This window comes from Paenibacillus sedimenti (assembly GCF_014534655.1).
Lineage (GTDB): Bacteria > Bacillota > Bacilli > Paenibacillales > NBRC-103111 > Paenibacillus_E > Paenibacillus_E sedimenti.
In genome coordinates, this window is the sequence record NZ_JACVVD010000006.1 from 18,936 (window position 1) to 31,783 (window position 12,848).

Annotated in this window: 12 protein-coding genes and 2 riboswitches; of the genes, 7 read left to right on the top strand and 5 right to left on the bottom strand. The window is 49.2% G+C overall.

Annotated elements, in window-relative coordinates:
* Window positions 1–6: 6 nt before the first annotated feature.
* Window positions 7–834, bottom strand: coding sequence for a polyamine aminopropyltransferase (speE, locus tag ICC18_RS17530; protein ID WP_188175746.1), 828 nt, complete (start codon window positions 832–834; stop codon window positions 7–9).
* A 457-nt stretch (window positions 835–1,291) separates the two neighbouring features.
* Between speE and ICC18_RS17535 the strand changes: the two genes are divergently transcribed.
* Window positions 1,292–3,391 carry a transglycosylase domain-containing protein gene (locus tag ICC18_RS17535; protein ID WP_376745645.1) on the top strand — a complete coding sequence of 700 codons (2,100 nt, stop codon included), beginning with the start codon at window positions 1,292–1,294 and terminating at the stop codon, window positions 3,389–3,391.
* Between the two features lie 175 nt (window positions 3,392–3,566).
* Here the strand turns inward: ICC18_RS17535 and ICC18_RS17540 are convergent, their stop codons facing one another.
* Window positions 3,567–4,058 carry a YwhD family protein gene (locus tag ICC18_RS17540; protein WP_188175748.1) on the bottom strand — a complete coding sequence of 164 codons (492 nt, stop codon included), beginning with the start codon at window positions 4,056–4,058 and terminating at the stop codon, window positions 3,567–3,569.
* A gap of 217 nt (window positions 4,059–4,275) precedes the next feature.
* Between ICC18_RS17540 and ICC18_RS17545 the strand changes: the two genes are divergently transcribed.
* The 5 genes from ICC18_RS17545 (at window position 4,276) to ICC18_RS17565 (ending at window position 8,924) form a co-directional block, all read left to right on the top strand.
* Window positions 4,276–6,276, top strand: coding sequence for a M1 family metallopeptidase (locus ICC18_RS17545; protein ID WP_223192664.1), 2,001 nt, complete (start codon window positions 4,276–4,278; stop codon window positions 6,274–6,276).
* A gap of 27 nt (window positions 6,277–6,303) precedes the next feature.
* A complete protein-coding gene (locus tag ICC18_RS17550; RefSeq protein WP_188175750.1) occupies window positions 6,304–7,122 on the top strand; it encodes a hypothetical protein in 819 nt (272 codons plus the stop codon).
* Between the two features lie 168 nt (window positions 7,123–7,290).
* A riboswitch (cyclic di-AMP (ydaO/yuaA leader) is annotated at window positions 7,291–7,429 on the top strand.
* Between the two features lie 3 nt (window positions 7,430–7,432).
* Window positions 7,433–7,909 (top strand): C40 family peptidase, encoded by a 477-nt coding sequence (locus tag ICC18_RS17555; RefSeq protein WP_188175751.1) that lies wholly within the window; start codon window positions 7,433–7,435, stop codon window positions 7,907–7,909.
* 150 nt (window positions 7,910–8,059) lie between these two features.
* Window positions 8,060–8,377, top strand: a complete 318-nt coding sequence (locus ICC18_RS17560) for a DUF4190 domain-containing protein (RefSeq protein ID WP_188175752.1) — start codon at window positions 8,060–8,062, stop codon at window positions 8,375–8,377.
* Between the two features lie 51 nt (window positions 8,378–8,428).
* A riboswitch (guanidine-I (ykkC/yxkD leader) is annotated at window positions 8,429–8,530 on the top strand.
* 73 nt (window positions 8,531–8,603) lie between these two features.
* Entirely contained in the window at window positions 8,604–8,924 is a 321-nt protein-coding gene (locus ICC18_RS17565; RefSeq protein WP_188175753.1) for a DMT family transporter, read from the top strand.
* 41 nt (window positions 8,925–8,965) lie between these two features.
* On the opposite strand, the gene ICC18_RS17570 is transcribed toward ICC18_RS17565, so the two are convergent.
* Window positions 8,966–9,853, bottom strand: a complete 888-nt coding sequence (locus tag ICC18_RS17570; RefSeq protein WP_223192666.1) for a methyltransferase domain-containing protein — start codon at window positions 9,851–9,853, stop codon at window positions 8,966–8,968.
* A gap of 196 nt (window positions 9,854–10,049) precedes the next feature.
* Here ICC18_RS17570 and ICC18_RS17575 point away from each other — a divergent pair, with 196 nt between their 5' ends.
* On the top strand, window positions 10,050–10,628 hold the full coding sequence (locus tag ICC18_RS17575; protein ID WP_188175754.1) for a hypothetical protein: 579 nt from the start codon (window positions 10,050–10,052) through the stop codon (window positions 10,626–10,628).
* A 54-nt stretch (window positions 10,629–10,682) separates the two neighbouring features.
* Here ICC18_RS17575 and ICC18_RS17580 read toward each other — a convergent pair whose 3' ends face one another.
* Window positions 10,683–11,636 (bottom strand): hypothetical protein, encoded by a 954-nt coding sequence (locus ICC18_RS17580; protein ID WP_188175755.1) that lies wholly within the window; start codon window positions 11,634–11,636, stop codon window positions 10,683–10,685.
* Between the two features lie 5 nt (window positions 11,637–11,641).
* Entirely contained in the window at window positions 11,642–12,700 is a 1,059-nt protein-coding gene (locus ICC18_RS17585) for an ABC transporter permease subunit (protein ID WP_223192688.1), read from the bottom strand.
* Window positions 12,701–12,848: the final 148 nt, after the last annotated feature.

Genomic DNA, 12,848 nt, shown 5'->3' on the forward strand with positions numbered 1-12,848 from the left:
TCTAGTTTATTTCACCAAATCTTCCACAAATCTAGGCAATACAAATGCCGCTGCGTGCAGACGCGGTGTGTAGTATTTTGTCGGGAACTCAGGAATGGAAGCTTCCTCCACCTGAAGCGGATCGTGCTTTTTGCTGCCCATGGTGAATGTCCAAAGACCGCTTGGGTATGTAGGAATGTTTGCGCAATAAACGCGCACGATCGGGAAGATTTCTTTGACGTCACGGTTTACCGTTTGGATCAAATCGGCTTTGAACCATGGATTGTCGGTTTGCGCAACGAAAATACCGTCTTCTTTTAATGCGTCGAAAATGCCTTGGTAGAAGCCTTTTGTGAACAGCTCAACGGCTGGGCCTACCGGCTCTGTGGAGTCGACCATGATGACGTCATAGGTGTTTTTGTTGTCATGGATATGCATGTAGCCGTCGTTCACGATGACTTCAACTCGAGGGTTGTCTAACTCGCCGGCGATCGTCGGAAGGTATTTTTTGGAGTACTCGATCACTTTGCCGTCGATGTCGACCAGCACGGCTTTTTTCACTTTCGGATGCTTCATAATTTCACGGATAACTCCGCCGTCGCCGCCGCCTACAACAAGCACATTCTCAGGGTTCGGGTGCGTCACGAGCGCAGGATGCGCAACCATTTCATGGTAAACGAACTCGTCTTTCACGGTTGTCATGACCATGCCGTCCAAGGTAAGCATCGTACCCCACTCTTCGGTTTCGATCATCGCGAGGTCTTGGAAATCCGTTTGTTCTCTTACGTAAGTTTCTTTCACTTTGGCTGTAATTCCAAAGCTGTCGGTTTGTTTCTCTGTGTACCACAAATCCATGTTCATGCCCTCTTTCGTTCTATATTGGATGTATAAATCCTGATATTCGTATCCTTAAACAGTGTTCCACCAGATGGAAATGTCATGCAAAAAGAAGCGACCATTTGCCCCACCCTCATACACACAAATTTTAGCAGTTGCTTAAAAAGCCCACTTTGATAACGAAGCATACTCATGATGTAACTCGGCATCGAATCTTGAACGAATCCGGGAAGTCCGGTACTCACGTAGCAACCCTCTACGCTCCGTTCCTCCTTCTCCGCATTACGTCCAACCTTCTCGATTCTAAAAGCGGACTTTTTAACCACTCATTATTATAGTTCATTACCCCCAAAATGCAATGTTTTCCTAGGTTTTTTCCAGATTTCTTAAAAATAATTTACAATTCGTTGAATACGGACTGCCATGCTTTTCCATACTGGATAATATGAACTTTGAGGGTATGTAGAGAGGAGGAATGAGCATGTCCGATGAAAAACGTCCAACGCCTGCGGGTTCACCGCCGGCATCAAAGGATAAAGAGGTTCCCTCCATGCGCTGGATGCGCCGGATCAAAAAAATGTTCTCCTTCTTTTTTACTATTTTCATCGTATCGTTGATCGGCGCTGCCGGCTTCCTCGTCTACTTGCGATCACAGACGCTGCCCGTCACGAAAATGCTGCAAACTTCGCAAATGTATGACGCGCAAGGCGAGTTGATCGATACTTTTTATTCCGGACAAAATCGGCAGGTCGTAACGCTTAAAGATATTTCGCCTTACCTTATTAAAGCGACGCTGGCTGTTGAGGATCAACACTTCTATGATCATTTCGGCGTCGATGTCAAGGCGGTTGCCCGAGCGGCTGTCGTGAATGTGCAGGCCATGGCGAAAGTCCAGGGTGCAGGGACGATCACGCAGCAATTAGCCAGGAATTTATATTTAAATCACGATCGGACCTGGTCACGTAAAATTAAAGAAACGGTTTATGCGATACAAATGGAAATGCAGCTCAGCAAAGATGAGATTCTCGCGAACTACTTGAATCAGATTTATTACGGCCATTCGACATATGGGATTGAAACGGCCTCCGAGCTGTTCTTCGGCAAGCATGCAAGCGAATTAACGCTCGCGGAGAGCGCTATGATCGCCGGCGTTCCGAAGGGACCGCGCTATTACTCGCCTTATTACGATCTCACCAATGCGATGGATCGGCAAAAGGTGGTGCTGCAGACGATGGTCCGCAGCGGGTACATCACGCAGCAAGCTGCCGACGCAGCAGCCAAGGAAAAGCTGACGATCCAGCCGTTAACGAAGAAGAAGCCCGCTGTAGCCCCCTATTTCCGGGACTATGTTCGAATGCTTGCCACGGATAAGCTCGGCATCCCGGAAGAACAGTTGGATGAAGGCGGGATCAAAATCTTTACGACGCTCGACATGAATGCGCAAAAAATCGCCGAGGACGTCATGGCGAAGCAATTAGCGGGTAAGCCTGACATTCAGGCTGCTCTGGTCGCCATCGATCCGCGAACGGGAGCGATCAAAGCGATGGTCGGCGGGCGCGATTACGCCGATAATCAATTCAACCGTGCGACCTCCAACACGAGGCAGCCGGGCTCTTCTTTTAAACCATTCGTATATATGGTGGCTCTACAGAATGGGTATACGCCTGCGACTCTGGTTAAAAGCGAGCCGACGGTGTTCACCTATGATCAGGGGCGTCAGACGTACACGCCGCGCAATTTTAACGATCAATATGCAAATGCCAATATCGATATGCGCCAGGCAATCTCCAAATCGGATAACATTTATGCCGTTCATACGATTATTGATGTAGGGCCTGATAAAGTGATCGATCTCGCCCATAAGCTCGGCATTACAAGTCCGATGAAGCCGCTCCCGTCGCTGGCGCTCGGAGCCTTTCCGGTCAGTCCTCTGGAAATGGCGTCCGCCTTCGGCACGATTGCCAATCAAGGCGTCCGCAATGAGACAACGGCCATTGAACGCATCGAGGATGCGAACGGGAAGATTTTATTTGAAGCTAAGCCGCGCTCCGAAAACGTTCTTGATCCGGCTGTCGCCTACGTGATGACGAATTTAATGGAAAGTGTGTTCGAAGAAGGCGGCACGGGTAATCGCGTTGCGAGTACGATCAAACGGCCGATTGCGGGGAAGACAGGAACGACCGACACCGATGCGTGGCTCGTCGGCTTTACGCCTGAACTGGCAACAGCGGTCTGGGTTGGTTATGACAAGGATCGCGCTATCAGCAGCGTAGAATCCCACCTCGCATCGCCGATCTTTGCGGAGTTCACCGAGCAATCGCTGGAGGCGATACCGCCTAAGCTGTTCCCGATTCCGGACGGGGTAGCCAGCGTCTATATTGATCCGGCGAGCGGGAAGCTGTCCAATGAGGATTGCCCGAATTCGCGGATGGAAGCTTTCCTGGCCGGCACGGAGCCGACCACGTACTGTACGGGCAAACCGGCGAAGGAAGTGCAGGAGGGCGGCAAGAAGGGTACGCCGAAAGGGCAAAACGATTCCTGGTGGAAAGATTTAAAGCGTTGGTGGAACAGCTAGGAAGTCCCGCTTCCAAATAACACAAAAAGGCAGAACTAAGCGCGTCTTAGTCTGCCTTTTTGCTGTCCTAGTATATGAGGTAACATACACTAGGGTCTAGTATACTCGGTTCACCCTACCGTCACAATGGATGACACATAATGTTCATATTTTCAAAACAGCTCTGTCCGGGGCTTTATGAAAGCGCATCCTTGAGCGTCTGATCCGAACGGTTCCACCATTCTTCATTGTGTGCGATCAGCTGGTTTTTGAGCGCGGCTTTCTCTGTGTCGTCCAGTCCGTCAAAGATGAAATTGCGTTTCATCGCCGCATCCATTTTATTGACGTGATCGGCAAGAATTTTCCATCCTCTGCGCGCCTCGGTATCGATCAGCATCTCGCATGCTGTCATCCCTGCATAGTAGGCGCCTTCTTCGGTACGGTCTACCGCGACCCAAACGATCCAGCATTTCCGGCCGTTAGGCACCTCTTCTTTGTTCATAGAGAACTTGATGCCCTTCTCTACTTTGCTTTTGGCGTGCAGCGCGCCATCATCTACATATGCTTCGCCGCCATCAATGATGATGCTGGAAACGTTGCTCAAATCTATCGCGCCAGCGCCAAACCCTTTATGGTTTACTTTGGAGCTTACTATATTTAAAGCCAGCTTCTTTTTATCTGCTTCCATCTCGGCACCTTCACGCCCTTTACATAAGTGTTTGACTCTTTGTATTTATTGTAGCCAAACTGAACGACGAGAACAAGGGCGCATGCTTGAAGACATGCTTTTATCCGATCGTACTGATCCCCGTCCATAAAGAAAAAATCAATTTTCTCTTTTCAGAAATAATCCCCACCTTGTCTACATATACATGCTGTAGATGCTTGTCAACGGGGTGAAAATCATGAGTGTTTTGTTCAAAAACCGCAAGGTACAGTGGTTTGCCGTTATGCTCCTTGCAGCAGGGGCTGTCCTGCTGTCAGAATCTTTGCTCCCACCCGTGCCCAGTCCTGCTGTACCCGTCTCGCGGGAAGAGCCGACTGCAGTTGCGCCGGACATGCAGAAGCTTGACTCTGCCAAACCGTTAGATCAGCAAGCCGCTGAGCCGCTCAGCTACCGGATTTCCGAATATCATATGAACGTGGCTTATTTGGCGGACGACAGGCAGATAAAAGGACAACAAACGTTAACGTGGGAAAATCCTGGGACCACACCTGTGCAGGAGCTGTATCTGCATTTGTATCCGAACGCGTTCGCCTCTAAGAAAACGACATTTATGCGCGAGTCTGGCGGCAAACTGCGTAATGATGAAGCGAAGGCGGGCAGCAGTCACGGCAGCATCGACCTGCTTTCGGTGAAAGCCGATGATGGTAACGACCTCACCAGACGGATGGAATTCGTACAACCCGATGACGGCAATAAAGATGATCATACCTTGCTGAAAATCCCTCTGCCCAAAGCCGTTGGAGCCGGAGAACGCGTTACGATCCAAACCGAATTCCTCGTCAAGCTGCCCGCCGCTTTTGCCAGAATGGGTTATGTCGACGACTTCGTCATGGCAGGCCAGTGGTTCCCGAAGGTTGCCGCTTATGAAAGAGTCGGCACTCGCGGACGCACAACGGATGGCTGGAACCTGCACCAATATCATGGAAATTCGGAGTTCTATTCCGACTTCGGCATCTATGACGTGAAGATCCAGGTGCCGGCTAATTATATCGTCGCCGCTACCGGATTCCCGGTGAAACCGGCCGTGACGGATAATAACACCAAAACGTATCAATTCTACGCCGAGGATGTGCATGACTTCGCTTGGTCGGCATCGCCGAATTTTATCTATGCGGAAGAGCCCTTTTCTACTCCGCAAATTCCCGGCGTCAAAATCAAGCTTTATCTCGATCCGAACCATAAGGATTTGAAAGACCGGTATATGTATGCCGCCAAGAAGGCGCTGGCCCGTTATAGCCAGTGGTATGGCACATATCCATACTCTACCCTGTCCATTGTTGTGCCGCCACCTGGTGGCAACGGCGCCGGAGGAATGGAATACCCGACGCTGATTACGGCTTGGGGTGCCAGCGACAAGGATCCGGATCTTGAGCTGGAACGCGTCGTCGTCCACGAAATCGGGCATCAATACTTCTACGGGCTGGTCGCGACCAACGAATTCGAAGAAGCTTGGTTAGATGAAGGCTTCACCTCTTATGCGGAGGACAGAGTCATGGAGGCCGAATTCGGCGTTTCATCGAATCTGCCTGTGGAATCCAGCTATATCACATCGCCTAACGCGCTACAGCTGGATGCCTGGAAGTATAAGGGGCACGGGGAGTACGCGGATAACGTGTATACGCGGGCAAAGCTTGTGCTGAAAGCCATAGAAAAGCAGGTCGGCCGAAAAACTATGGATCGCATCATGAATACCTATTTCCAGCGGTGGGAGTTCAAGCATCCTTCAACGAAAGATTTCCAAAAAGTTGTTGAAGACGTCACCAAAACGAAATGGGACGATTTCTTCAACCAGTATGTGTACGGCAGTATGATGATGGACTACACGGTCGAAAGCATTCACGTCAAGCCTGGCGGGGCCAAGGGTGCCGTAACCTACGAAAGCACCATTCTGATCTCGAAGCGCGGCGGTAACTCCCCGGCCGTACCGATTCAGTTCCATTTTGCCGACGGCACCTCTCTGGAGAAAACATGGGATGGCGCCGAAAGCAGCATTGAATACAAACTCACCCACACGGCTCCTATCGATTGGGTACGGATTGATCCTAACTATTCATTGGTGCTGGAAAACAAGCACATTAACAATTACATGCAAACTGAAGTTGACCCAAAATGGAAAATTCGCTGGAATCTCGGCATCATACAATTCATGCAAACCATTTTTGGCTGGGTCGCTTGGTAATCATTATATTGGGGGGGAGGGACTGCCTTGAAAAGTTATATGAAGTCCGGTTTTGTGGCGGCCATGCAGCAGCCTTTTGCTGTCATCGCATTATTTCTTTACCAAATGGGCTGGGGGGCTCTGCTGTATAAGCTGGTACAATCCGTACTTGTACCGCTCATGCATCGCTTTCCTGGCGGCGGACAACCGAAGCAAGCGATGCAGCTCTTTCTGGCCGAAGGACAGTTTCAGCTGCTTAAAACGGATCTCAGTCATTCCTATCTCTGGTGGCTGGCCGCACTCTTAGGCGCTCGCATGCTGCTCACCCCGATGCTGAACGCCTGTGTCTACTACTCGCTGACGCATCGTCACCAGAATGCCGGCTATCGCTTTTTCAAAGGAATCAAGGAGCTTACAATCCCCTTTCTGATCACTTATCTTGTGCGGATAGCACTCTCCTTGCTGCCGCTCGTCTGGCTATTCCCGAAAGCGCAAACGATTTTTTCACATACCGCCTCCTACGACGAAGCGGTTTTACAATTGCTCCCCTGGCTCCTCGGGCTGCTCTGTTATGGCTTTCTATTAAACTTGCTTTTCATGTATGTGCAATTCGCGATTGCTGCCAGAATCGGCATTATTTCCACCCTTATCACGTTCTTCCGCCATTCGCTGCCGATCATAGGGTTAGCTCTTCTTATCCTGCTCGTATCGGGACTATTGGCCGGGATTACGGTCACAGCGACCTATATTTGGGCAGGTCTGGTAGCACTAATCATTTATCAGTTGTTTCCGCTGTTCAACATGTTTCTGCAAATGTGGGCGATCACATCCCAATATCAGCTCTGGACTGTCAAAATGAACAAATAAAAACACCGAAATAGGCCCAAATTTCAAATTATGTGCTAGTCCCTTGAAAAAAGGGGCTATTTTTTTGTCTATTTTGAGAACTATTTCACATATTTTTATAGTATTACGCATAGAGAAGGAGGAATTTCGATGTTTATGACGAATGATTAGGACTAGCATTAAAAAACCAAATATTTCATGCCGAATTTCCGCTATATGCGGGAAACGGGGGAACCACACCGGGTGAATTGATCTTGCCAGACAGGGATCATAGGGAACCTTCAACCGAACCCTCCAGCTAACCTCGTAGGCACCGGAAGGAGACAAGCAGTTGAAAAAGGTTGTTGCTCTCGTTTTCAGTCTTGTTTTGTTTTTGAGCGTAGGTGCAGGAAGCGTTTTTGCAGCAGAATCCAAGTTGGATGAAACGGTAGACGGCTTAATCGGAACCCCATACAAATATGCGGGCACTACGACTAAAGGCTTTGATTGCTCCGGCTTCACCTCTTATGTGTTCGAGCAATTCGGTATTCATCTTCCACACAGCTCCAAATCACAAAATCAGGAAGGCTACTGGGTTGACAAAAAAGATCTTCGTAAGGGCGATCTCGTATTTTTCAACACAGACGGTAAGGGCGTATCTCACGTAGGCGTATACCTCGGAGATGGTGAATTCGTTCACTCCGCTTCAAACGAAGGTGTTGTTAAGAATAAGTTGAGCGAGTCTTATTACGCGAAGCGGTACGTATCAGCCAGACGAGTACTCTGGGATGATATTTACAACCAATTGACTGCAGTCCAATCCAAGTAAAATTACCGCATTACTCAAGAATAAAGCTCAGACAAGCTTCAGCTCCAACGAGCCGCTGTCAGGGCTTTTATTCATTTTGGAGAAACTTTCTATAGATACGCAGGTAAGATCTGGTTATAATGGGGCATATATCTCAAAGGAGGTTCTTACATGGACCCGTATCAGAACAACACGCAACCCCCGTCACAAGCATCACCAACGAATGGAAAATCTATCGCCTCTATGGTGTTAGGCATATTGTCCATCATCGTTCCTTACATCGGCCTCATTCTAGGGATCATCGCCATCGTATTTTCCCGTATAGCTTCAAAAGAAATACAGGCCCGCGGCGAGCAAGGCAAAGGTTTTGCGATTGCCGGTCTCGTATGCGGCATTATCGGAACGGCGCTGTATGCGATCATTATTGTGGTTCTTGTAATTGTGATTATTTTTGCAGCATCGTCCCCTGATTTCCCCACTACCTTTTAGCCTGAAAATCCTGTAACTTGACATGGCATGTAAGACGTCATATAATAACGGCAAGTTGTTTTCTAGGGTTCCGTGGCGTCCGCGCCAGACTGGTCCAAGGGAAAACACATAGCGGATACGCTGTGTTCACGGAGGGGAAAAAGCCCGGGAGTCATATCGCTTAGCGATATTTCTTCCAGGCTTTTTCTTTTTTGCGGCAAACGTTTGCGAATAGGGGTTGATGATAGTGGCTTGGTTGTATTTATTCATCGCAGGTGTGTTTGAAGTGGTGTGGGCGATCGCATTGAAATTTTCCAATGGTTTTACTCGTCTTGTTCCTACAAGTATCACGATCGCGGGAATGATCGTGAGCTTTTATTTTCTCGCTATAGCGACCAAAACGCTGCCCATCGGTACGGCCTACGCGGCTTGGACAGGAATCGGCGCCGCGGGGGCGATTATTGTCGGCACGCTTTTTCTGGGTGAACCGGTTAGCTTGGTGCGCATTCTGTTCATGATTCTCATCTTGGTTGGCGTGCTTGGTCTCAAATTCACTTCAGGTCATTAAGGCTTGGCAAGACGCAGAACAGCGGTCGGAATCCGCATCGCTTACTCGAGCTTATAGCTCACATACCAGAAGCTGCTTCCGACGAAAATATTCAGATGCTTCACATACGGTTTGAAGATGTCGTGCAACTCTTCAAAGCTGTAGTAATTTTTAATAATTTCATGCTGGGAGCCGTCCGCAAGCTCGCGCCTTTTATAGGTGTCCTCGCTATCATCCTTACGGATCAACTCTCCTCCCCGCCCGGGAACATATACATTGTCTGCCATGAAAACTGAAGCTCCAGCTCCTAACCGATGATGGAAGCCTTCCAGAAATTCATCGATTCGATTCTTCGGGACATGCGAAAACCAGAAATTGGCCACGCCGCATTCAAATTCCCCTTCGACCTGCTCCAATCGGTAGGCATCGCCAACGCAGAGAGCCACCTTATTCGCAGGCCATGGCTTCGCCTTCGCGATCTGCAGCACCTCCGGCCGAATATCGACACCCGTGATGTGATCTGCAACTTCCGCTGCGAATTGGGTCCAATACCCCGTCCCACAAGCTACTTCCAAAACCCGCTGTCCCCGAACCACGTTCGTCATCGCCTGCGCCAGCATAGTCAGACCTTGCTGATAGTCAGGATCCTCGCGTTTGTATATGCGCTCATACTCGTCCGCTCTCGCGCCGTAATAGTCTTGCAGCGTCTGTTTATCCTGATCCAGCAGCTTTCGCTGCTGCTCCATAGCTTGACTCATTCGTTGTTTGGCCGACAATAAATCCGCGAATATAGAACTGCCCATTGCACCATAGTTGGCCAGCAATCCATGTGTCGCCATGACGATCAATTGAGTCATAGAAAGCCCTGTTTCGTCAGCCATCCGCTCCAAATCGACCTTTACTTTCTCAGGTAAGTATACGGAAAGCCTTTTAGTTTTATCATCGGTCATCTGAAGAGACCTCCATTCATGTGATTAGAACTAATTTAACATATATTTTGTGTCACAACAACATTCTTTATATACCACGCATTTCTTCGTGACATCCGTTCATTTTCATTCCCACTCGGCATTCACCCTCGCAAACTCTTCTATCACACATAGAATATTACGTAACTATATTCATAATTTGATAGGAGATGTTAGCATGACTCAAATGAGACCCAGAAGTAATGCAATACCAAAAAGGATCGTTCGTCTTCCCAGAAGTGCAGGCTTGCCAAAAAGCAAATTAATGTCGATGTACTATGCTCAGCTCAGATTGATGAATAAGCGCCTTAGAGTTCCATTCATCACTCAGCGCACGATCTCGATCGGAACTGATAATAGCTGGTTCAATGCGCAGATTATCCCTCGCGACCCGGCATGGGTACCCGTCACGAATGCCAATTATGTATGGTACTCGGGTAATCTGAATAGTGATAATGCCATTATCTCTACTCGATTTAATCTTTCCCAACGAAGAGCGATTCTCAGCGGTTCCTTATTCTTATCCGTCGACAACTATGCCGTCGTCATCATTAACGGCGTACCCGTCGTTTTCGATGGTCCGCAAAACACGCCCTCCTTCTTCAACCCTGGACGTACCTTCGACGTTCGGCGTTTTCTGAGAAGAGGCCGCAATAACATTGTCATCATCGCCTTCAACTTCGGCGGCCCTCGCAGCACGGCCAACCCAGCTGGGGTAGCTGCCAGACTGGATATTCAACTTAGCTCGCTTCGCTAAAATGATAGATGCCTCCTTTCTCTTATCAGAGAATAGGAGGCATCTTTATTGGAATTATATGAATTCCCTTTCACTGCCGTAACGGCGTTTCAGTTGACTTAAGAAGAATTGAAGCGACAAGAGAAGCGCCGCGAAGCTGGTGCCGACACTCAGGATGATCCACGGCTGCAAGCGTATATATTTGGCTCCGTAAGCGATAAGCGAACTCCACTCACCAGTGATCGTAACGTTAATCTTGTAACCAATATCATCATCGCCGATCGTTTCCGTGCCGCCAAGCACAATGTTGAAGACAGCCAGCTGTCCCATCAGGAAGAGCACCATCATGAATTCACTAAGGAAAACGAACATCAGCTCATTTCGCATACATGGAATGAGATGACGGATTGTTCGATGGACAAATGAGCCCCCCATTAAACGCGAAGCTTCGATAAACATTTTATCATTATAATGGCGGGTCCGTTCCGCTACTTGATGGGCGAGCGGAAAAATGCCGATGAAGGTGACCAGGACTATAAAGAGTACGGTAAATAAAAAGAGATATTGGGGATCTGACTTGACTCCATGATCTAACCGCAGCCCATAATACATCCCCGCCAAAGGGGGGAATAAAAAAATAAAGGCCGGCACGGAGGCGACAACCCACTGCATGGAACGCAGAACGCCCCATCCTTTGCCAGAGGTACCGGTCCATAGTCCCCAAGGGAGGGCAATCGCAAAACGGAGCAGGGTCAGCAAGAGCGCTGTGCCCATCGTATATTTCAACCCGTTCAGCAGCAGGCTGAGCATATCATAGCCCCGGTGATCCGTGCCCAGCAGGAATGTGCTGTTCGGCGCGAAAGGCGGCTTGGCGTATCGCGTCTTCCCGTCTTCCTGGTACTGAATCATATTGATTTTGTGATCCGGCGTAATTTCGTGCGGCTTGAGCCGGCTTCCAAAGATCATCACCAGCAAGAACAATATGATGAGGCCCAGTGAGCAATAGAAAGCAGTTGATGAGCGTCTCATGTGCGTTAAGCGACCTCCCGTGTACGAACGACAAACTTCTTACGCAGCAGCGCATAGAATCCTTGAAATGCCATGGCGATCAGTGCGAGCGCCATACAAATGACCGACATCGAGGAGAAACTCTGCACAACCGGTGAGATAATAAAGCCGCCTAAGCCGAAGATGCCGCAGATGGCTTCAGCGACAGCCATGCTGGCAAGCGCCAGCGTTGTTGCCTTCGGCAGAATCGTCAGCAAATCCTCCAGCACGTTGCGCAGTACATGGGACACCAGCACTTCGCGGCGAGTTAACCCTTTGGCCACTGCGGTAACGACATAGTCTTGACTCATCTCGCGAGCTATCGCAATGCGCAGCGTGCCGTAAATTGCAACCGACGGAATAAGTGCAATGGTGAGAAACGGGATCAGGAACGGGGTTCTATCCCCGACTTGAACGACGAGCAAGACATAGTGACCGAGAGCTCTTGTTGCATAAATTGCCCCCAATTGAATGAGGACGATGAGGAAAAAGTCAGGCAAGCCAACGAGCAGCACGTGAACGCCATCGATGATTTTACCGATTCGGCGCCATATCGATGCCGCCAGCGCAAGCAGCAAACTTAACAGGATTGCCAGCAGCAGCCCAGGAATGAAGTATGTCAAAGTGCGCAGCATCATCTTCGGGAGTTCCTTAACAACCGGCGTCTCCTTCTTATTCGTCGTGCGGAATTTACCGAAGTCTCCATGGAGGAAACCGCGAGCCTGGTCTAATGCATGGAAGGCGTAATATCGCCAAGAAATGACGGGGTGCTCGAGTGGAACTGTTGTCGCTCGAAACACGCCCAGGATCGTCGATGCGGTCCCGATATATTCCGCGGCTTTCCCATAGGGTACGGAAAGCAAGCCTGCTTTCTCATCCAACACCTGACTGCCCGGCAGCTTACTCGTCAGCATCTGCAGGCTCATATTCGGCTCCAAGGTGACACGCATCTGATCCGGCTGCACGGACATGAACATATTGCGTATGTTACTTAATAAGAAGATACAGACAAGCGTAAATAATCCGAGTAAAATCCACTTCCACATCGACTTCAAGCACGGCCACCCCGATCTCTTATTTACCGTCGGTAGAAAACTATTTTCATAGTTTAACATGATTCTTCTGGAAGTTCTATCCAATTATTGGAAACAAAAAGAAGATGGCTGCCTGCAAATCACAGGCTAGTTGGCGCCA

What these genes read in the sequence shown, in the direction of transcription:
- speE (WP_188175746.1), bottom strand. Translation starts at nt 834, where the DNA reads ATGGATTTGTGGTACACAGAGAAACAAACCGACAGCTTTGGAATTACA.
- ICC18_RS17535 (WP_376745645.1), top strand. Translation starts at nt 1,292, where the DNA reads ATGAGCATGTCCGATGAAAAACGTCCAACGCCTGCGGGTTCACCGCCG.
- ICC18_RS17540 (WP_188175748.1), bottom strand. Translation starts at nt 4,058, where the DNA reads ATGGAAGCAGATAAAAAGAAGCTGGCTTTAAATATAGTAAGCTCCAAA.
- ICC18_RS17545 (WP_223192664.1), top strand. Translation starts at nt 4,276, where the DNA reads ATGAGTGTTTTGTTCAAAAACCGCAAGGTACAGTGGTTTGCCGTTATG.
- ICC18_RS17560 (WP_188175752.1), top strand. Translation starts at nt 8,060, where the DNA reads ATGGACCCGTATCAGAACAACACGCAACCCCCGTCACAAGCATCACCA.
- ICC18_RS17570 (WP_223192666.1), bottom strand. Translation starts at nt 9,853, where the DNA reads ATGACCGATGATAAAACTAAAAGGCTTTCCGTATACTTACCTGAGAAA.
- ICC18_RS17575 (WP_188175754.1), top strand. Translation starts at nt 10,050, where the DNA reads ATGACTCAAATGAGACCCAGAAGTAATGCAATACCAAAAAGGATCGTT.
- ICC18_RS17580 (WP_188175755.1), bottom strand. Translation starts at nt 11,636, where the DNA reads ATGAGACGCTCATCAACTGCTTTCTATTGCTCACTGGGCCTCATCATA.
- ICC18_RS17585 (WP_223192688.1), bottom strand. Translation starts at nt 12,700, where the DNA reads ATGTGGAAGTGGATTTTACTCGGATTATTTACGCTTGTCTGTATCTTC.